The organism is Sinomonas halotolerans, assembly GCF_039615075.1.
Lineage (GTDB): Bacteria > Actinomycetota > Actinomycetes > Actinomycetales > Micrococcaceae > Sinomonas > Sinomonas halotolerans.
This window is the reverse complement of record NZ_JBDFRB010000014.1, coordinates 16850-37356: the sequence shown is the minus strand read 5'-3', so window position 1 is coordinate 37356 and position 20507 is coordinate 16850. Positions and strand designations below refer to the sequence as shown.

Sequence of the window (20507 nt, the reverse complement as noted above, 5' to 3'; positions counted from 1 at the left end):
TCAGTGCAGCGAGCGGTCCTGGCTCATCCGGCGGAACACGTCCTCGTTCCTCGCCTCGAGGTAGGCGGCGTCCCAGCGGGCGCGGGGCTTCCCGGCACTAGGCATGACGGCGGGCCCTGCCTCCGCGGCAGGGCCTGCGACGGCGGGCCTCGCCTCTGCAGGCCCCGCGTCAGGCCGTGGCCTCGCCCCGGCCAGCGGATGCCACGCTGCGATGCGGGCGGCAGCGGCGCGCAGGGCTGCGATGGGGTGGCTGGACAGGCGGGGGCTGGGGTGCAGGGTCATCGGCGTCACGGGATCGAGGACGGACACATCGCCGCCGCTCCGGAGGGGCCGGCAGCACGGCGCACCATGACGCCACGGTTCGAGACCTGCCGCGATGATAGGGCCGGACTGTGACGTGCGCCACGACCCGCGCGGGCCCTCCTTGGGAGGACCTCTCTGGGAGGTCCTCCCGGGCAGGCCGGTCACCTACGGGGTCGGAACCCCTTCGTCAGCCAGCCAGTCCTGGACCGTGGGGATGTCCACGCGCTGGTAGCCGTCGATGTAACGGCAGTTGGAGGTCAGCCCGTAGCTCGTCACGCCCACGATCTCGTGGCCGAGGAAGACGGGCCCGCCCGAGTCGCCGAAGCAGGTCCCGCCCGTGCCGCGCGTGTCGTGCTCGTTGCCGATCGTCTGGAACACCTGCGGCATGACGCGCTGGAGCGGCATGTCCACGTAGCGGCGGATGAGCGGGTAGGACATCGGTGTGGGCTTCTGCGGTCCGCTCGCGGGCTTGCGCACCTCCGTGCCGTAGCCCACGGCCGTGACGATCGTGGACGGGATGTCGCCCGGCGCGATCTCGTCCAGCGTCCCGAGGCCGGCGATCCCGTAGACCGGGAGCCCGCTCACCGGCGCATCGAGGACCACCACGCCCACGTCGTTCCACGAGTCCAGATCCTGGAACCCGGAGTAGTCCGGGTGCGTCACGGCGGTCCCGGCGATCTCGCCCGCGAGGTCCGCTTCGGTGAACCCGGCCTTGGGGTCGGCGGCCGCGGGCAGGCCGGACGGCGGCTCCTCGGCGACCACGGAGTCGAAGGTCACGAAGGTCTTCCCGTCCGTCCCGTCCGTGCAGTGGGCTGCCGTGAGCAGCACGGTCGGCGAGACGAGCGCGGCCGAGCAGCGGTAGCGTCCACCGTCCGCGTAGTAGAGGATCATCGCGACGCCGGCGTGCGTCTCCCCGTCCGGCGTGCCGCCGGTGCTGGCCTGGGCGGGGCCGGCTGCCACCGCGAGGCCGAGCGCCGTGGCGATGGCAGCCGTGACGGCAGCGATCTTGGTCTTCATTGCAGGTTCCTTCCCCCGAAGTGTGCGAAAGACATTCTTCACACGTCGGGGTCTGCTGGCTAGGTCCCATCAGAGAACCGCATGGATCCCAGCACGGGCCAGCCCAGAGGACCGGTTCAGCCGAGCGGGAGGCGGAGGAAGCGGCGGTAGACGGCGTCGCGGTGCCGCGCCATCCGCTCCTCGTCGGGACGGCTCGCGCGCAGCAGCACAGCGAGGGCGTCGCGCAGGTGCGTGACCATGGTCTTCACCTCCGTTCGCTGGTTCCGGCGCACGACGGCGGTGCGTGCAGCTTGGCTTGAGATCAGGCTTGCGCTGGGGGTGCGCAGGGCGGAGGGCATGTGTCTCCTCGGACGGAACAGCACAGGACAGGACGGGGACGGGACGGCCCGCGCGAAGGTACGGCGGAGAGGGCATGCCGGAGCAGGCAGAGGGTAGGCCGTTGGCCGGAGCCGATTCACCCGAAGTCGGGCACACTCCACCCGAATTAGAGCCAAGGGGATGAATCGGATCAGAAGTGGAATTACCCATTCAGCGGCAGGAGAATGGCGCACTCCATCAGGGAAAAGAATTCCTCTAGGAATTCGCCCCGAAGAGAAAGCACTGGCCCTCTCTCCGATCGTCGGCCCGGTGGAGGACAGGGATGCACAGAAGCCTTCCGCCGGCCCGCGAGGCCCGGGAGACCCAGCCTGGCCGCCAAAGGATCCAGCCTGCCACAGCCTTCACCGGCATGGCGGGCCTTCTGCTACACCATCGGTGCGTGCGCTGGCCCGTTGTGCAGGGCAGGGCCTGTTGTGCAGGGCAGGAACTGCGAGAACCGCGCCACGAGAACGAGTGCGGGACCCCAGGCCCCGTGCGCTCCAGGTCTAGGCGGTGAAGATGCCGGCAGTGGGCTCGCGACGGTCCGTGCCATTCCAACCGCGGATGAGGTTCGCGATGATCATCATGGGACCCAGCCTCCTTTGCTGCCAGCAGAACGCCCCGGATTCGGGGCACATCACAAAGCTAGGCTATTCCCGCGGATAATTTCAAGCCGGAAATCAGAATTCGCAGAGATTTTCTTCGGGGCGGCCGGAGCGCGGGGACTTCAGAGCCCCCAAGCCTCGATGGCCGGCGTCTTCTTGTCCCACCCCAGGCGGCAGGCCTTCGCCGTGCCGAGGATGAAATGCCGGCCTGCCGCGGCATCGAGCCCGAGCCAGCGCGCTGCGAGGATGCGGCAGAAGTGCCCGTGGGCCACGACGAGCGCGTTCTCGACGCCCGAGGCGCGCACGCGCTCGACGATCCGGTCCGCGCGGCCGCCGACGGCCTCGAGCGCCTCGCCGTTCGGGACCCCGTGGGTCCAGATGAGGTAATCCGGGTTCTCCTGGCGGATCGCCGCCGAGCGGATCCCCTCGTAGTCGCCGTAGTCCCACTCCACGGCATTCGGCTCAGTCTGCGCATCGGCGAAGCCGGCGAGCTCCGCCGTCCGCCGGGCACGCTGCAGCGGCGAGGTGAGGACCAGGCCGAAGTCGACGCCGTCGAGCGCCTCCCGCGCGTCCCGCGCCTGCTGCTCGCCCTCCTCGGTGAGCGGGAGGTCGGTGAGGCCCGTGTACTGACCGCTGCGGGACCACTCGGTCTCGCCGTGGCGCAGCAGCCAGAGGCGGGTCAGGCCGTAGTCCTCGGCCCCGGGAAGCCCCATGCCGCTCATTCGCCCTCTCCGTTCCTGCTGTCCTTCACGTTCTCCCGCTCGTCCACCGCGTGCGATGCCTCCGGCTGCTCGGCCCACCAGGCCGCGAGCCGCCGGCTCGCCTCCTCCTCGCCGAGGGGTCCGTGCTCCATGCGCTCCTCGAGCAGGAACCGATAGGCCCGACCCACCACGGGGCCCGGCCGGATCCCGAGGAGCGCCATGATCTGCTGCCCGTCCAGGTCCGGGCGGATCGCCGCCATCTCCTCGCGCTCGGCCAGCTCGGCGATGCGCTGCTCGAGGTCGTCGTAGGCGAAGGAGAGCCGGTCCGCCTTGCGCTGGTTGCGCGTCGTGACGTCCGAGCGCGTGAGCCGGTGCAGCCGCTCGAGGAGGGGCCCGGCGTCGGTCACGTACCTGCGCACGGCTGAGTCTGTCCAGCCCGCGTCCCCGTAGCCGTAGAAGCGCATGTGCAGCTCCACGAGGCGGGCCACGGCCTTGATGGTGTCGTTGTCGAACCGCAGCGCCTTCATGCGCTTCTTCACGATCTTCGCCCCCACCACGTCGTGGTGCCGGAAGCTCACCGCGCCGCCCGGCTCGAAGCGGCGCGTGGCCGGCTTCCCGACGTCGTGCATGAGCGCCGCGAACCGCAGCACGAAGTCCGGGCCGGGCACGGGACCGTCCGCGTCCGTCTCGAGCGCCGCGGCCTGCTCGAGCACCTTGAGCGAGTGCTGGTAGACGTCCTTGTGGCGGTGGTGCTCGTCAGCCTCGAGCCGCAGCGCCGGTACCTCCGGGAGCACGCGGTCCCCGAGGCCCGTCTCCACGAGGAGGTCGATCCCGGTGCGGGGCGCGGCGCCGTTGACGAGCTTCACGAGCTCGTCCCGGATCCGCTCGGCGGAGATGATGTCGATGCGGTCCGCCATCGCCGTCATCGCCTCGCGGACCTCTGGGGCCACGTCCACGCCGAGCTGGGACGCGAAGCGGGCCGCGCGCATCATGCGCAGGGGGTCGTCGGAGAAGGAGAGCTCGGGCGCGCCCGGGGTGCGGAGGATGCCGGCGTGGAGGTCCCGGACCCCGCCGAACGGGTCCACGAGCTCGAGCTCAGGGAGGCGCAGGGCCATCGCGTTCATGCTGAAGTCGCGCCGTTCGAGGTCGTCCACGAGGTCCTTGCCGAACGCGACGACCGGCTTGCGGGACTCCGGGTCGTAGGCCTCGGCGCGGTATGTGGTGATCTCGATCTGGTGGGCGCCGCGGCGCAGGCCGATCGTTCCGAACTCGCGGCCGATGTCCCAGTGCGCGTCCGCCCAGCCCCTGACGGCGGCGAGCGTCTGGTCCGGGGTCGCGTCGGTCGTGAAGTCCAGGTCCGGCGACGTGCGGCCCAGGAACAGGTCGCGCACGGGCCCGCCCACGAGGGACAGCTCGAACCCGGCATCGGCGAACCGCTGGCCGAGCTCGAGCACCACCGGGTCCACCCTGAACTGCACGCCGGTCTGCTGGGTTCCCTCGGGGGTGCTCTCATGCGCTGCCATAGTCCTTAAATCTTGGCAGATCCCAGCGCGCCGCTCCGCCACCGGGCGCGGGGCCGTCCGGTCTGCCCCGGGGTTGGCTAGAGTGGACCGCATGGTCATCCCGTTGCCGAGCGATCCTCAGAAGAGGAGGAGTGCGCCCCTGCCGTCGGCCATCGGGCCGCACGTCGCCCCGGCCGGACAGCCCTACCCGTCCTCCCTGCCCACCGTCGAGGAGGTCTCGGCGGGCGGCGTCGTCGTGGACACCACGGACCCGAACCTGCCGGTGGCGATCATCGCCCGCGTCAACCGCGGCGGCCGGCTCGAGTGGTGCCTGCCCAAGGGCCACCCCGAGGGCCGCGAGACCAACGAGCGCGCCGCCGTGCGGGAGATCAGCGAGGAGACCGGGATCCACGGCGAGATCCTCGCCCCGCTCGGGAGCATCGACTACTGGTTCACCGTCACAGGCCACCGGGTCCACAAGACCGTGCACCACTACCTCCTGCGCGCCGTGGGCGGGGACCTGACCATCGAGAACGATCCGGACCACGAGGCCGTGGACGTGGCCTGGGTGCCCATCTCGGAGCTCACCCGCCGCCTGTCCTTCCCCAACGAGCGCCGCATCGCGGACCTGGCCCGCGAGGTGCTCCCGGAGCACCTGCTCTCGTGAGGCCGTAGGGATGGCCGCGTCGAGACCCGCCCCCGCTTCCGAGGCCCGGTCCAGCGCGATCATGGCCGCGGGCACACTCGTGTCCCGGGCGCTCGGGTTCGTGCGCTCGTGGATGCTGATCGTCGCCCTCGGCCTCGGCGCAACGGTAGCGGACACGTTCGTCAACGCGAACAACTTGCCGAACCTGATCTTCCTGCTCGTGGCCGGCGGCGTGTTCAACGCCGTCCTCGTCCCGCAGATCATCCGGGCCAGCCGGGCCCCGGACGGAGGCGCGGACTACATCTCGCGGCTGCTGACCCTGGGCGTGCTCGTGATGCTCGGGCTCACGGCGGCGGTGACCCTCGCGGCGCCGATCGTCATGCAGCTCACCACGGCCGGCTACAGCCAGCAGCAGCTCGCGCTGGCCACAGTGTTCGCGTACTGGTGCCTCCCACAGATCTTCTTCTACGGCCTCTACGCCCTCCTGACGCAGGTCCTCAACGCCCACGGGGCGTTCGGCCCTGCCATGTGGGCCCCGATCGTGAACAACATCGTCGCGATCGGCGGCCTGGGGATGTTCATCTGGATCTTCGGCGCGAGCGCCGCGAATCCGCACACCCTCGACTCCTGGACCCCCCTGCACACGGTGCTCGTGGCCGGCGTCTCGACCCTCGGCGTCGTGGTCCAGACCGCGCTGCTCCTCATCCCCGTGCACCGCCTCCGGCTGGGGCTGCGCCCCGCGTTCGGGTGGCGCGGGGTGGGTCTCGGGCAGGCGGCCCGGCTCGGCGCGTGGACCCTCGCGACCGCCGCCGTGGGCCAGCTGACCTTCCTGTACGTCATGAAGATCGCCTCGCTGCCCGGTGCCGAGCGCGAGCGGCTGCGCGCGGCGGGCGACCCGGCGTGGCAGGGCATCCCCGGCAACACGGTGCTCGAGATCGCCTCGCAGCTGTACCTCCTGCCGCACTCGATCATCGCCCTCTCGCTCGCCACGGTCCTGTTCAACCGCATGACCAAGGCCTCCCAGGAGGGAGACCGGCGGGGCGTCCGCGAGGCCCTCTCGCACGGGCTGCGCACCATGGCCGTCGCCACTGTCTTCAGCGCCCTCGCCCTCTTCGCGCTCGCCGCCCCGCTGGGCATGTTCTTCTCGGGTGGCAAGGCGTCCGACGGCGTCATGCTGGCCCAGACGCTCAGCATCCTCGCGCTCAGCACGCCGTTCATGAGCGCGAACTTCATGATGGCCCGGGTCTTCTATGCGAACGAGGACGCCCGCACCCCCTTCTTCATCCAGCTCTGGCTCGCCGGCCTGAATGTGGCTGGCGCGTTCGGGATCCAGTACCTTCCGCCGCGGTACATCATCTTCGCGATCGCCGGGCTCTACACGGTGGGCAACATCTTCTCGGTGGTGATCAGCGGGCACTACCTCCGGCGGCTGCTCGGCCACCTCGACGGCGCCCACGTGGCCCGCTCGTACATCCGGATGGGCTACGCGGCGGCGGGCTCGGCGCTCGTCGGCGCGGCCGCTGTCGCGCTCCTGGGCGGGTACAGCCCGGACGGGTTCATCTGGTCCTCGAGCTGGGCGGCCCTCGTCGCGGTCGCCGCGATCGGGGTGCCGATGTTCGCGGTGTACGCCCTCCTGCTGCGCGCCTTCCGCGTCACCGAGCTGCGCGATCTGGTGGGGCCCATCCTGGGACGGCTCGGCAGCCGAGGGGGGACCCCGGCGTCGTCCGCGGACGACGCCGGTGCTGCCGCCCGCCCCGCGGACCGCCCCGCCCCCGTGCGCCCGGAGGTGGAGACGCTCTCCGACGACACCGGGATCATCCCCCGCATCTCGGGCCAGTTCGACCCGAGCATGTACCGCGCGCGCCCGGACACCACGCGGATCGAGGTGCTGCCTGGGCGCCGCACGTTCCAGGGCCCGCCCGGCCAGAACCCGCATTTCCCCGAGCAGTGAGCCGACGCGGTCTGTTCCCCGAGGGCGGAACCTGGACCGCCTCCCGGGGTTGGAAGGGGCGGGTCCGCTAGGATCACTAGCAGCACTCGGTGCGGCACCGGCCCGCCCGGCCAGCGACCAGGAGGTTTCCGTGTCCCAGTCCATCGACGTCGGCGCTGTGCTCGGGGGGCGTTACAAGGTCACGTCCTCGATCGTGGAATCCCACGATGGCGATCTTGTCCTCGACGGCGTGGACCAGGTCCTGAACCGTCCGGTCAGCATCCTCGTCTCCGCTCCGGGCCACGCCGACCAGCTGGCGCAGAGCGCGCGCGAGGTGGCCACAGGCGAGCGGCACGGGACGGTGCAGATCCTCGACCTCGGCACGAGCCACGGGGCCACCTACCTCATCACGAACCACACGTCTCCGGCGGCGCTCCTGGACCTCATCGTCCCGCAGGACGTGCCGTACGTTGAGCCGTTCTTCACCGACACGCTAGGGAGCGAGATCTTCGGCGAGCAGCGCTCGCTCGAGCCCGAGACGTATGAGGGCACCGTGGATTCCGGACGCCCCGAGGAGTACATCAGGTACGAGGACTACCCGCAGGGCGGTCCCGCCCGGACGCACGACGCCGGGACGGCGCCTTCTGCGCGGTCCGGCGGCGGGGCGGGGGCTGCGGGGGCTGCGGGTGCAGCGGCCGCAGGCGCCGCGGGCGCTGGTGCCATTCCGCCGCAGCCTCCTGCCCCGCCTCGGTCGGCCGGTGGCGTCGGGACCGGTGCCGCCGGGGCAGGTGCAGGGCAGCGCCCGGGTTCCGCGCCAACGGCGGCGCATCCGGTCCAGCAGGGTCAGGCAGGCCGGCCGGGACAGGCGGCCGGCCAGGCAGGCCGAGGTGATCAGGCTCAGCGCCCGGGCGTGGGTGCGGCAGCAGCCGGTGCGGCGGCAGCCGGGGCCGGGGCCGCTGCCTCGGAGAAGGTCTCGCTGTGGCCGTCCCAGGGTTCGGCAGGCGGGACGGCCCCGCACGCGGTGCAGCAGCCTCAGCGCCCTGGCGCCGCGGGCCCCTCGGCCGCTCCTGCCGGCCGGCCCGCGGGGACGTTCCCGCAAGCCGCGCGCGTCGTCCCCCAGTCCGAGTATGAAGAGGACTACGAGGATGACGAGCCGAAGCAGCGCTCGGTCCCGTGGCTCGTCGGCGGCGTTCTGGCTGTCGTGCTCGTGGCGGCCCTGATCTTCGCGTTCACCACGCTCGGGGGCCTCTTCCAGCCGCAGGCGGCCAGCACGCAGTCGGAGCAGCAGACGGAGGGACAGACGGGCGGCGAGACGGAGGGCCAGGGCTCCGGATCGCCTACCGCCGAGGAGACGGAGGCCTCGGCCGCCCCGCCCGCAGTCGACTCGGTGACGCGCGTGAACCCAGGCGAGTTCGAGTTCGCAAGCTCATTCGACAATGATCTGCCCAAGGCGATCGACGGGAACACGGCAACGTACTGGTCCGGGATGGAATTCGCCTCGCCGGACTGGGGCGGGTTTGTCAAGAGTGTCGCCCTTGCCGTGAAGCTCAAGGAGCCCGCGAAGGTCTCCCAGGTGATGATCCAGCAGTCCGGCGGCTCCGGCGGCAACGTGAGCGTGTACACGAACAGCGCCCCTGATCTCACGGGTGCCAAGCTGGCCGGGACTACGTCCTTCACCGGGCCCCAGATCTCCGTTCCGGTCGCCAACACTCCCACCGCGGAGTACGTGATCATCCAGGTCAACGCGCTGCCGCGCCTCTCGGCGCCGCAGACACAGTACGACTTCGGCCTCCGCCTCGCCGAGGTCACGGTGCAGTAGCGCAGGGATCATCCCCTCTGCCCAGAGCGCCCGTCACCCTGCCACGGTGTCCGGCGCCTGAGCTGGCCACTCGAGACCAGTACGGCCCCGGTCCTCCGACCGGGGCCGTACTGCGTGGGCGGTGTCCAGCTAGGCCGCCCCGCGGGCGCTCGGTACGCTGGGACCGGACGAAGCCGCGGAATACAGCCCTCTGAGGGCGCGTTGTCACTGCCGAGACCGCGGAATGACCACATCAGAAAGAGGACACAGCCAGTGAGCACTGCCGCAGACATCCGGGATGTCATCATCATCGGCTCGGGCCCCGCCGGGTACACGGCCGCGATCTACACTGCGCGAGCCAACCTCAAGCCGTTGATCTTCGCGGGTTCGGTGACTGCGGGCGGCGAGCTCATGAATACCACGGAGGTCGAGAACTTTCCCGGCTTCCCAGAGGGCGTTCAGGGCCCGGAGCTCATGGACAAGCTCGAGCAGCAGGCCGCGAAGTTCGGCGCGCAGATCGAGTTCGAGGACGTCGAGTCCGTGGACCTCGAGGGCGAGGTCAAGACCGTGACCCTTGCGAGCGGCGAGTCCTACAAGGCCCGCGCCGTCATCATCTCCACCGGGTCTGCCTACCGCGAGCTTGGGCTCCCCAACGAGAAGCGCCTGTCCGGACACGGCGTGAGCTGGTGCGCCACGTGCGATGGCTTCTTCTTCAAGGACCAGGACATCGCCGTCATCGGCGGTGGCGACTCGGCGATGGAGGAGGCCCTCTTCCTCACCAAGTTCGCACGCTCCGTCACCGTAGTGCACCGCCGTGAGGCGCTGCGCGCGTCCAAGATCATGGCCGAGCGCGCGCTCGCCCACGAGAAGATCCGCTTCGCGTGGAATTCCGAGGTCGCTGACGTCGTGGGCGAGAACAAGGTGACTGGGCTCAAGCTCCGCAGCACGGTGGACGGCACCATTTCGGACCTTGCCGTGACCGGCGTATTCGTGGCCATCGGCAACGACCCGCGCACGGACCTCGTCAAGGGCGTCCTCGACCTGACGGCGGAAGGCACGATCGCCGTCGAGGGCCGCACCTCCAAGACCACCATCCCCGGCGTCTTCGCCGCGGGCGACGTCGTGGACCCCACGTACCGTCAGGCCATTACCGCAGCGGGCTCTGGTTGCGTTGCGGCTATTGATGTCGAGCACTACCTCGCCGATGTCGAGGCTCCGGTCCTCGCTTCGCAGGCCTGACAAACTCCCCACAGATCGGAAGGCAGAGATGAGCAACGCCAAGGACGTCACGGACGCAGACTTCACCGACCAGGTGCTTCTTTCAGAGAAGCCGGTCATCGTCGATTTCTGGGCCGAGTGGTGCGGCCCATGCCGCAAGGTCGGCCCCATCCTCGATGACATCTCGGTCGAGTATGCGGACCGGGTTGAGGTCGTGAAGGTGGACGTCGACAACAACCCGAACATTGCGGCGGAGTACGGCATCACCTCCATTCCTGCGATCTACCTCTTCGAGAAGGGCAAGGTCACCGGTACGGTGATCGGTGCCCGCCCGAAGCAGTACTTCGAAAAGGAGTGGAGCGAGGTTCTCACCAAGTAGGACCCCACCCAGAAGGAGCGGACGCCTCGGGGCTTCCGCTCCTTCTGCGTTTCACGTGAAACATCCATGTCCTCTTTGGCAGTGCACGAGCAGAGAAGGGGCCGTCTATCGCAGCGACCGGCGCAGCTTCCACCCGATCTGCGATCGCCGTTCTGCCGCGCACAACTCTTGCGCGGGCCGTTGCCCGCCGGCACGGCCGAACGTGGAGGTCCTGTTCCGTCGATCAACTCGAATCGCGTTGCTTTCCATGACCCTCCCACCGACTCCTGACTGCGACCTTCGCGCCTGCTCGCGCCCGCGACTTCCCTGCTGCGTGCTCGCCCGGGCGCGGGAGGCCCCCGTTCGGCAAACCAAGACGGCCCTCCCTGGCCGATCACAACTCAGGTACAACACGATGAGCTTGCGGCGTGACATGGCTCGATGAGCTCGCAGTACCCTGCTTTGTTCCTATGTCCGGCGGCACTCTGGTCACCGACGCGACGTACCCCCGATGCTGAGACCGAAGCTCCTTGCGAAGCCGCGGTGCCTGAATGTGTGCGAATTTTGGGATGTGTGCAGAGTCTTCCCGTCCTTCACTCAGGCCCTGTGCAGAATCAGTAGGGTCCTCCGCCGCAGAATCAGTAGGGCCCTCCGCCCTTCGCTCAGCTCCTGTACGGGATCCGTCGTGGCCAGAGCCCTTCCTGATCCATTCGAGTCTGATCCATTCGAGTCTGACTCCTTGCTCGCACGTGGCAGGTCCGGTTGAAGATCTCTCCGTTGACCGATTCGCAAGCGCAGCCCGACCCCGCTCTCATGGGCGCCACTCCTGCGGTCGATCATAGGGACAGGGTCGTCGGCCCATTACTGAGCTCCATCGACCCCAATCGACCCAATACGCGACGCGGCCAATACAGCGAAACCCGGTCAGGGAAGCTTCGTACAGTGGCATTGCCGCTGTTGATCCTCGCGTGCATTGAGCCCGACGTCCCCTTCTACGCCAATTCCGAAGGTCTCGACGGGGGCCGGCGCCGCCGCGACATTCTCGGGTACCTGAAAGTTCAGCAGATAACCCGAACGAGAAAGTTCAGTAGACAACCCGAACGAGCCAGCGCACACCTTGAAGGGCCAGCGAACCGGATTGAGTGGGGAGCCAAGAATAGCCTCCCCGGTCGCCTCGTCTCAGCACTCGATCCTGACCGGCCAACCAGGTTCCGGAATGATCGCTTCGTCTCAACCCGCCCCGCGCTTCGAGCACCTTGGGCTTCTCAGCTGAGCGCCGCCCGAACTCGGCTGGGTGGGGGGCGGGCGCGTTTCACGTGAAACACGGTGGTTCTGTTTCACGTGAAACAAGGGCCGGCGCGCCAGACCTCCGAGAGAGTCCGCAAAGCCGGATGCGCGAAATTGTCCCGACCCTTCCGGTATCTCTAGGCTCTCTCACACCTCGCCGTGCCACTCTCCTTCGGGCTTCGTTCTGCCTCGGGTGCGACGCTTAGGGTTTCAGGTGAGGGCAGGCGCTTCCGATGTCCGAACCGATTGGGTGCCACTCCTTTCTGCGCGGCGACAGTGGTTCTCATTCAAGCAGACGCGAAGACCGCGAAGTGCCACGCTTTCAACGCGCCGTGAGCACCCGCGCCTCCCTTCGGAGCCCTCTCTATACACAACTTCGAAGACTGTGGACGGCGGCGCATACACTGCCTGCGCGGCCTCGAACCACACAGGCTCCTGCGGCTCGTCCTGTCTTGCCAAAGACAGAGCACCTTCGACCCATGCGGGTCCGCATGCGGAACCTAGGCCTGATCGAGCGTCACGCCGCTAGCGGGCCGAACATCTCATGGCTGTCGCTTCCGGCCACATCACGCCCGAGCTCCCCATAATCCACACACAGCGCCGTGCCAGGCAGGCCGCCCGCTCATTCGACAGAGAGCGCGCCGGCAGTAGCCGCCCATACGGCGTGAAAACATACGGTGCCGGCCACCGTGTGCCGTCAGCGCGCTCGCCCTCGACCAGATGTCTCCGCAGTGGTGGCGGCGGCTCCTACGACGCTTGTCCTCACCGGGCATTTCAGAGGGGCCCAGACATCCAGAGCCGCGAGACACGGGAGGAAGTTGAGGTGCCGGCACGCGGCTGATCCTCAACAGTCACGCTGCGAATTGCATGTATCCGTAGAAGCAGCTTCCTCGTTGGAGCCCGGCCCCGACCACGCGATGTGACCGGTCCCCGTCCCCCGGCGGATGCTAGAGACACACCTGGTAGCACCAAGTCATCAAGCGCGGGCGCTGCAGACCGATTGCCCCATGCGTCTCCTCGTCGAACTCTCAGGGGAAGCCCTCGTCGCCGTTCCTGGTGGCACGGACCCAGCAGCTGCACGCCCCGCTGCGACACCAGGGGCACGGCAGCTGCACGGCCCCGGGCGACACCGGCCGCTGCCCGGGGCTCCGGGCCTACACCGTGAGCTGCACAGCATGGAGGGACCATCGGCACGGTCCGTGTACCGCCCCTTTTTGGGACGAAGACGCCAGCTCCCACTCCCCTGAAATCCACATCCTCAGCCGGGCTCCACGGCTGTCCCTTTGAATTATCCACAGCCTGATCCACAGCCTCCGTCCACACCTTATCCACAGGGCTCATGGATCAGTCCGTGACGCCGCGCTCACTGAGGCCCATGAGCACGGCGATCTCTTGAACACCGAGGACCCCACAATCTGGCGCCTCTTAGGACATCCAGACGGCCCTTCTGCTGGTTTTCGGGGATAAAGCCAAACGCTCTGGGCAGATTTCCCCGCCGGTCGCGTCCGGTCCCCTGCATGGACCCTTGCACGCTAGGGCGGGGCTCTTTGAACACCTCCGCTCTCACACTCGAGCGCAGGTCCGAGGCACATTGACCGTCGCTCGTCTTCGTTGACCGTCCACAAGGTTATCCACAGGATGCGCCGCGATCTGCGCCTCGACTACCCGGGGGTATCCACAGCAGTTGTGGAACCCATTGCGCGCCAAAAACTGGTCGGTTCTGGCCCCGCTCACTCGGCGCGCAGGAGACGGCAATTCGTTCTGCACCCCAGCCGTCGCTCCGTAGGTACCGCGCGTTCGCGCTGGGGGTTGAGCGCCCGGGATGCTAAGCAACGGTGCAGTCCGCCAAGAGGCGCCGACGTAGTCCGGCGGTAGCCCGAGTCAGACTCTGAACCGCTTCGTACGACAGGGGCGAACGTGCTGTGGCGCCCTTACCGGAAGGGCAGCCGGCCCTCGCCATCCGAGTTCGAGAACTACTGGGCTGCCAAGCCTCACCATTCGGCCCGCAGAGCTCCCAGGGAGCGAAAGTTGTGAGGACGACCAGCGCTGAGACATATATGGGGCTCTGTTCCATCCTGATCTGTGGTCGACGACGGCGCTTGAGGGTGGGCGTTTCATGTGAAACTTCCTTCCATGCGCTGGCAGGAACTGAGGAGAGGCCGGGGACAGGATGTTTCACGTGAAACACCATGGCGCCGAAGGGCCCAGGCGCACCGCAGAGGACGGCCGATTCGCGGTAGCAGCGAGCCTCCCGTTTCACGTGAAACATTGCCGCTGCGCGGCTGTCGGCCCGAGTGCCCGCGTGCTCGGACTTTGCCTCTTGCAGCCAAGAGTTCGGGACAGCAGCTTCGAACGCCCTCAGCGTCGACCACCGCCTTGTCGCTCTTTGCGTTCCCCGCCTGCTGGCTCGGGATTACGTCGCCTCGGTCTTCCCCATTGCTCAGTTGTGGTTTTGCTCTAGCTGCAAACAGGGCGTGGTTCTCTGAACTGCACTCCATTTCGGATCGATGTTTCCGACGGGGCGTTCTTGGTCACGCGGACAGTGTGCCTGCACACGGCGACCCAGCCAGCGCAGCCCGCTACCGGGGTCACGTGGCGGTCACACCGCGCGCAGTGCGTCGGTCGCGTCACTTGCGGGTCATCCCTGCGGGGCAGATCCGTTCCTCGAGCAGAACCGCACGGTGTTACAGCGGACTTGTTCGTCATGGACCGATGGCGTTGCCGGAATTGCCCCGAACGCACTTCCGGCTGGGGGCCGCGCCGGCTGCGCAGACCAATGGATACAGGAAGGATCCTGCACGACAGAAGCCGTCGGCGTCATCATGAGGTGGAATCTTCATCAGACTCAGACGTAGGTGTCCGAACGGGAATCAGATCGCCTTCGCTCAGGGCGGCGCTGGGATGGTCCAGACCCAGGGTTGCGGGTCCACGCCTGACTGCGCGGAATCCGGAACGCATTCGCCCGATAGTCTGCGGAAGACCCACCCGAGGAGACACGTTCATGATCGCTGGAGCGAGACCACCGCCGTCACGCCTGGCATCCGGGCGAGACGGTGAAACCCCACACTGCACCGCGTTGCGTTTGCACCGAACATCCGAAATAGCGCGCACAATTAGGAGCACCAAGAACCGCATCGACTTCTCTTCCGCAAACACGATGTAGTACACCGATCGCCGCAGCGTGGTTCCCCTGAGGTCCCTCACAGAACCCCTGCTCCCATGGCACCTAGCGCGCACTTAGTCTCCCGACACGGCTGGGACACTAACCGAAAGCCCCTGCTGACGGACGATTTGACGGAGACATCAGGCCCGTTGAGGGAAGGTTGGGCGGAGACAGACGAAGGCGTAGACGGACAGACGCAAAGGAACAGCTGCACCCAACGCAAACCGAGTGGTCTGGATGCGGCGGTAGCAAGTCCGCGTACCCCAATTGCGCTCGCTCAGATCACCGACGAACGTACCGAGGCTGTTGCGCAGCTGGACCGGCGCCGTGAACCCGATCCAGCGACGGACTCAGGGATAGGTATGAAAGAGCAAACGCGCGGCGGGCGCCATGTGCGCAGGGAGTTTCAACACTCCCCTGTCCACGAACTCTCCTGACTCTGGCCATGTTGAACCATTTCCGTGCCTACGCCTGGATGCAGGGTCACAGCCTCCGCGGACGGGATCCCTTGCCAGTGCGCCTAGGATAAAGATCCCTGCGCTCAAGCTTCGCAGCCCCGCGGAGGAAACACTTCGCATCCGAAAAACCGGCGAGCTCGTTCGCGTTTCACGTGAAACATCCCCCGCGGCGCTCGGACGCGGGCGCTGGCCCACCACCCGGCCAGCACCAAAGCAGCACCAGAGCCGTCGAGCACATCGGGGGCCCACAAGGAACGACACCCCTGTGGAAGCGCAGAGGCCCGGGATGGTCCTGGAAGCCACCGTTCCGACACAGCGCGCACCCGCGTACGGACGCGCACCCCATAGAGGATGGGCGCCTCTCCTCGCGGAGAGACGCCCATCCGAGCCACGTGGAGCGGGCGGATCAGTCGGTTGAAGGGAGGATCAGGCCTCTTCGGGACTGATGAGCGACATGATGCGGTTTAGGTCCTCGACCGATCCGAACTCGATGCTCACCTTCCCCTTGCGGGCGCCCAGGGTGATCTTCACGTTGGTGTCGAGCCGGTCAGCGAGCGAAGATGCGAGGAAATCAAGGCGCTCATGCCGCGCATTGGGCCTGACGGACGGGCGCTGCTGCTCCTTCGGAGCCTCATAGAGCGCAACCGCCTCCTCCGTTCCGCGGACCGAGAGGCCCTCGGACACCACTCGCTGAGCCATGCGTTCGATCGCAGCCTCATCCGGAAGGGAGAGGAGCGCACGCGCGTGCCCTGCCGTGATCACACCGGCCGCCACGCGGCGCTGGACGAGGGGCGGCAGGCGGAGCAGGCGGATGGTGTTGGACACCTGGGAGCGGGAACGGCCGATCCGGTCTGCGAGCTCCTCATGCGTAGCTCCGAAGTCCTCGAGGAGCTGCTGGTACGCCGCAGCCTCTTCGAGAGGGTTCAGCTGGCTGCGGTGGAGGTTCTCGAGGAGCGCGTCCCTGAGCAGGTTCTCATCGCCGGTCTCGCGGATGATGGCCGGGATCGTCTCAAGGCCAGCCTCGCGGGTCGCGCGCCAGCGCCGCTCACCCATCACAAGCTCGTAGGGTTCGCTACCCGATTCGCTTGATCTCCGAACTACGATCGGCTGGAGAACGCCGATCTCGCGTACGGAATGCACCAGCTCGGCCATCTCGTCCTCGTCGAAGACGGACCGGGGCTGACGTGCGTTGGGGCGGATGTCTCCGACACTCAGCTCGGCGAACTGTGCACCCGGAACCTCGACGAGGTCGAGATCCTCGTCCCCCGCCTGCCCGGCAGCGGCATTCTTCGCAGTGCCCCCAGCCTTCTTCGGGGCGGGGCGGACACCCTCAGAGGCAGCGGTCTTGGGCTTCGTCGCCTTCGACTTGTCCTCCGTCGTGACAGACTTCGCTGCATTCCGCCCGCGGCCCCCAGTATTGTCCGGCGTGACCGTGTCCGCCGACTCGCCCTGGGCTACGACCGAATCGATCACCTGTGCGGTGTCCTCATCCGCCGGACCGCCGGGCGCAGACTCGTCCTTGGCCGACGCGTCAGGAGCAGTGGCAGTCGACGGTTCACCGCGGTGCCCTGAGTCCGGGAAGAATAGATCGACAGGGCGCGACGGGGTCGCGGTGCCTGCCGCTGGCTGGCCAGTGCTCGGAATGAGGGCCCCCAGCCCCCGCCCGAGACCACGGCGCTTGTCACTCATAGCGCATATCCTCCCTTAGAACCCGCCCATACGGGCAATCGACTCGCTGCGTGTGATGTGGCGCAAAACCGGACGGCCGGCTAGCGCTCGGCAATCTCCGCTGCCGCCTCAAGGTACGAGAGGGCGCCCGTCGACGACGGATCGTACGTCATGACCGTCTGCTGGTAGCTGGGCGCCTCGGAAATGCGCACCGACCTCGGGACGACTGCGTCGAGCACCTGCTGCGGGAAGTGCTCGCGGACCTCGGCCGCGACCTGGGCAGCGAGGTTGGTCCGGCCGTCGTACATCGTCAGCAGGATGGTCGACACCTGGAGGTCCGCATTGAGGTGCTTCTGGATCATCTCGATGTTCTTCAGGAGCTGGCTCAGGCCCTCCAGCGCGTAGTACTCGCACTGGATCGGGATCAGGACTTCGCCAGCCGCGCAGAATGCGTTCACGGTGAGCAGGCCAAGGCTCGGAGGACAGTCGATGAAGATGAAGTCCAGCCGAGGCTTGCCGTCGGCCTCGCGCTGCTTCGCGTAGTTCGCGATCGCACGGCTGAGGCGCTGCTCGCGGGCGACGAGGGAGACGAGCTCGATCTCCGCACCCGCGAGGTGGATCGTCGCGGGCGCACACTCAAGATTCTCGACGTCGGGGCAAGCGGCCACGACGTCCGCGAGGGCCACGTCATTGATGAGGACGTCGTAGATGCTCTCGACATCCGCGTGGTGCTCGATGCCGAGGGCCGTCGAGGCGTTCCCCTGAGGATCGATGTCGATCACCAGGACGTTGAGGCCGGCCGTGGCGAGCGCTGCCGCGATGTTGACGGCGGTGGTGGTCTTCCCGACCCCGCCCTTCTGGTTCGACACCGTGAAGACCCGGGTCTTCTCCGGCCGCGGCAGCTCGCGCCCGATCAGGCGCTCACGCCTTCTGGCCTCGCTTGCCAGCTGGGTCGCGATAGGGCTCTCATCGTCGATGGAATCCACAACCGTCGGTCCCTTCAGAGAATCAGTTTCACGTGAAACGGATGCATGCTGGTCAACCGCAAACGGTTGAGGGGGGACGGCGGGGCCCCCAAAGATCGAAGAACGTGCCGACCCGAGCGTCAGGAACGGTGGAATCCTCTGGGTCGAAACCTCTCCACCGCTCACTGTTCCTCGCTTTCGCCTCGCACGGGATGCCTCCCTCTAGCCTAGCGGCTGCTCGCCCCCTCCCGAGGAGGCTAGGCAGATCCGACAGCGATCCGTACCACCGTGGTCGGCTCCTCGAGGAGACCGTCCCCCACGGTGTGGACCTCGACAGAGTGGCCCTTGTGCTTCCTGATCACCTTCGCTGCCTTCTCGACCTCCTCAGCCGCGCTGCGGCCTTTGATGGCCACGAGCGAGCCCTCGCCGCCGAGCAGCGGGAGCGTCAGCGGGACGAGGGTCGAGAGGGCGGAGACCGCCCGTGCCGTCACGAAGTCGACCGAGACCTCGTCCGCAACCTGCTCGGCACGCCCGCGCAGGACCCTGACGTTCGTCAGCCCGAGGTCCTCGATGACCTCCTCGAGCCAGATCACACGCCGCTCGAGGGGTTCGATGAGCGTGAGGGAGAGGTCCGGACGAGCGATCGCCAGGCAGAGGCCGGGCAGTCCAGCTCCACTGCCCACGTCCGCGACCCATGCGCCGGCCGGGAACTCGGACTCGATGACCGCGCAGTTCAGCACATGTCGGCTCCACAGGCGCGGAACCTCTCGCGGACCGATGAGCCCGCGCTCGAGCCCCGAAGTCGCCAGATGCCCGACGTAGCGCCGGGCGAGATCGAGCCGATCGCCGAACAGCCGCTCAGCGGCTGCCTCTTCGCCGGGGGCAAGCTCCGGCACTGTGCCTGCGGACTCCGCAACGGCGTCGTGCGCCGCGGCGTCCCCCGCCCCGTCCTGGACTCCAGCCATCAGCTCAGCCGGCCGAGACGACGATGTGCCGGCGCGGGCCCTCGCCCTCGGACTCGCTCACGAACCCGAGGTCCGCCACGGCGTCGTGGACGATCTTCCGCTCGTAGGAGCTCATCGGCGCCAGGTGGACCGGGCCATTGCCGGCCTTCACGTCCGCGACAGCCCGCTCCGCGAGGTCCTGGAGGGTCGACGAACGGTCGCCGCGGTAGCCGTTGACGTCCAGCACGAGCCGCGAGCGGTAGCCGGTCGCTGCGAGGACCGACAGGCGCGTGAGCTCCTGCAGGGCTTCGAGGACCTCGCCGTCCTTGCCGACGAGGACGTCGAGGCCCTCGGCCTCGTCCTCGGCCACGACCGAGAGGTACGTCCGGCCGTTGCGCACCTCGATGTCGAGGTCGCCGTCGATGTCCGCGATGTCCAGGAGCTCCTCGAGGTAGTCAGCCGCCACCTCGCCCTCCTCCTCGAGGCGGTTCGCCGGCGTCTGGCCGGCGCCCTCCTCGGCCTGCGCGGCCGCCTCGTCCGAGGCCTCGGCGGGCACGTCGGCGTGCTCCGGCGCGGTCTCCTCGGGCGTCAGGGCTTCCTCGGTCACGGAGTTCTCGGAGCTCATGCCTTCTTCTTCCTGTTCTTCCGCTGCGGCTGCTGGCGCTGCGTCTTGGGAGCGGGCGGCGGGGGCATGTCCTCGGGCTTCATCGCCTTGCCCGTGGTCACGTCGATGGGCGCGAGGCCCTTCGCGATGCGGCGCTCGTTGAGGGCCTTGGCGGCGGGCGAGCCGGGAGCGGGCATGCGGCGGATCACGTAGAACTGCTGGCCCATGGTCCACAGGTTGGAGATGGTCCAGTAGATGAGGACGCCGATGGGGAAGTTGATGCCGCCGATGCCGAAGACGAGCGGGAGGATGTAGAGCAGGATCTTCTGCTGGCGCATGAAGGGGCTGGCCATGGCCTCTTCGGACATGTTCTTGGCCATGATCTGCTTCTGCGTGATGAACTGCGAGGCCGTCATCGCGATGATCATGAGGATCGAGAGGACCGCGACCGCCACGGCGTCGCCGCCGCCACCGTGCAGGAGCGAGGCCGAGAGCGGGGCGCCGAAGATGCTCGAGGCGTCGAACTGCCGCACCTGGTCGTGGGTCATGGCACCGATGCCGGTCGTGTCCTGGTTAGCCTTCGAGATGCCCGAGAGCACCTGGAAGAGCGCGAAGAAGAACGGCATCTGGATGAGCATCGGCAGGCACGCCGAGAACGGGTTGGTGCCGTGCTTCTTGTACAGCGCCATCTGCTCCTGCGCCATGGCCTGGCGCGAGAGCTGGTCCGTCTTGCCCTTGTACTTGGCCTGGAGCTTCTGCAGGTCAGGCTGCAGGAGCTGCATGCCGCGCTGGGCCTTGATCTGCCTGACGAACACCGGGATGAGGGCGGCGCGGATCACGAGCACGAGCCCGATGATCGACAGCGTCCACGTCCATCCGGACGCCTCGGGCAGGCCCAAGAACGTCAGCCCGTCGTGGAAGGCCACCATGATGAAGGAGACCAGCCACTGGAACGGGAACATGATTGCCCCGAAGAAGTCCAT

General features: G+C 67.9%; 15 protein-coding genes. 5 read left to right on the top strand and 10 right to left on the bottom strand.

All coding sequences use genetic code 11. The features are described from left to right. The 5 genes from ABCQ75_RS13480 to ABCQ75_RS13460 form a co-directional block, all read right to left on the bottom strand. Positions 1-282 (bottom strand): hypothetical protein, encoded by a 282-nt coding sequence (locus tag ABCQ75_RS13480; RefSeq protein ID WP_345885967.1) that lies wholly within the window; start codon positions 280-282, stop codon positions 1-3. 186 nt (positions 283-468) lie between these two features. Next, entirely contained in the window at positions 469-1320 is an 852-nt protein-coding gene (locus ABCQ75_RS13475) for a trypsin-like serine protease (RefSeq protein ID WP_345885966.1), read from the bottom strand. 116 nt (positions 1321-1436) lie between these two features. Continuing rightward, a complete protein-coding gene (locus ABCQ75_RS13470) occupies positions 1437-1658 on the bottom strand; it encodes a hypothetical protein (RefSeq protein ID WP_345885964.1) in 222 nt (73 codons plus the stop codon). A 746-nt stretch (positions 1659-2404) separates the two neighbouring features. Next, positions 2405-3004 carry a histidine phosphatase family protein gene (locus ABCQ75_RS13465; RefSeq protein ID WP_345885963.1) on the bottom strand — a complete coding sequence of 200 codons (600 nt, stop codon included), beginning with the start codon at positions 3002-3004 and terminating at the stop codon, positions 2405-2407. Then, positions 3001-4506: a CCA tRNA nucleotidyltransferase gene (locus ABCQ75_RS13460; RefSeq protein WP_345885962.1), complete on the bottom strand. Its 1506-nt coding sequence runs from the start codon at positions 4504-4506 to the stop codon at positions 3001-3003. Before ABCQ75_RS13460 ends, ABCQ75_RS13465 begins: the two co-directional genes overlap by 4 nt. 139 nt (positions 4507-4645) lie before the next feature. Between ABCQ75_RS13460 and ABCQ75_RS13455 the strand changes: the two genes are divergently transcribed. The 5 genes from ABCQ75_RS13455 to trxA all read left to right on the top strand — a co-directional run bounded on the left by ABCQ75_RS13455 (position 4646) and on the right by trxA (position 10456). Then, positions 4646-5152, top strand: a complete 507-nt coding sequence (locus ABCQ75_RS13455) for an NUDIX hydrolase (RefSeq protein ID WP_345886024.1) — start codon at positions 4646-4648, stop codon at positions 5150-5152. A 10-nt stretch (positions 5153-5162) separates the two neighbouring features. After that, positions 5163-7082, top strand: coding sequence for a murein biosynthesis integral membrane protein MurJ (gene murJ, locus ABCQ75_RS13450; RefSeq protein ID WP_345885961.1), 1920 nt, complete (start codon positions 5163-5165; stop codon positions 7080-7082). Positions 7083-7212: 130 nt separating this feature from the next. Then, positions 7213-8880, top strand: coding sequence for an ABC transporter substrate-binding protein (locus ABCQ75_RS13445; protein WP_345885960.1), 1668 nt, complete (start codon positions 7213-7215; stop codon positions 8878-8880). Positions 8881-9132: 252 nt separating this feature from the next. Then, positions 9133-10098, top strand: coding sequence for a thioredoxin-disulfide reductase (gene trxB / locus ABCQ75_RS13440; RefSeq protein ID WP_345885959.1), 966 nt, complete (start codon positions 9133-9135; stop codon positions 10096-10098). 28 nt (positions 10099-10126) lie between these two features. Continuing rightward, positions 10127-10456: a thioredoxin gene (trxA, locus tag ABCQ75_RS13435; RefSeq protein WP_345885957.1), complete on the top strand. Its 330-nt coding sequence runs from the start codon at positions 10127-10129 to the stop codon at positions 10454-10456. 5313 nt (positions 10457-15769) lie between these two features. Here the strand turns inward: trxA and ABCQ75_RS13430 are convergent. The 5 genes from ABCQ75_RS13430 to yidC all read right to left on the bottom strand — a co-directional run bounded on the left by ABCQ75_RS13430 (position 15770) and on the right by yidC (position 20507). Beyond that, positions 15770-17032, bottom strand: coding sequence for a ParB/RepB/Spo0J family partition protein (locus ABCQ75_RS13430; protein WP_345885956.1), 1263 nt, complete (start codon positions 17030-17032; stop codon positions 15770-15772). A gap of 80 nt (positions 17033-17112) precedes the next feature. Further along, a complete protein-coding gene (locus ABCQ75_RS13425; RefSeq protein ID WP_427916104.1) occupies positions 17113-17997 on the bottom strand; it encodes a ParA family protein in 885 nt (294 codons plus the stop codon). 236 nt (positions 17998-18233) lie between these two features. Further along, positions 18234-18941, bottom strand: a complete 708-nt coding sequence (gene rsmG / locus ABCQ75_RS13420) for a 16S rRNA (guanine(527)-N(7))-methyltransferase RsmG (protein ID WP_345885954.1) — start codon at positions 18939-18941, stop codon at positions 18234-18236. A 4-nt stretch (positions 18942-18945) separates the two neighbouring features. Further along, positions 18946-19545, bottom strand: coding sequence for a Jag family protein (locus ABCQ75_RS13415; protein WP_345885953.1), 600 nt, complete (start codon positions 19543-19545; stop codon positions 18946-18948). Further along, positions 19542-20507 carry a membrane protein insertase YidC gene (gene yidC / locus ABCQ75_RS13410; protein WP_345885952.1) on the bottom strand — a complete coding sequence of 322 codons (966 nt, stop codon included), beginning with the start codon at positions 20505-20507 and terminating at the stop codon, positions 19542-19544. The genes ABCQ75_RS13415 and yidC overlap by 4 nt, the downstream gene beginning before the upstream one ends.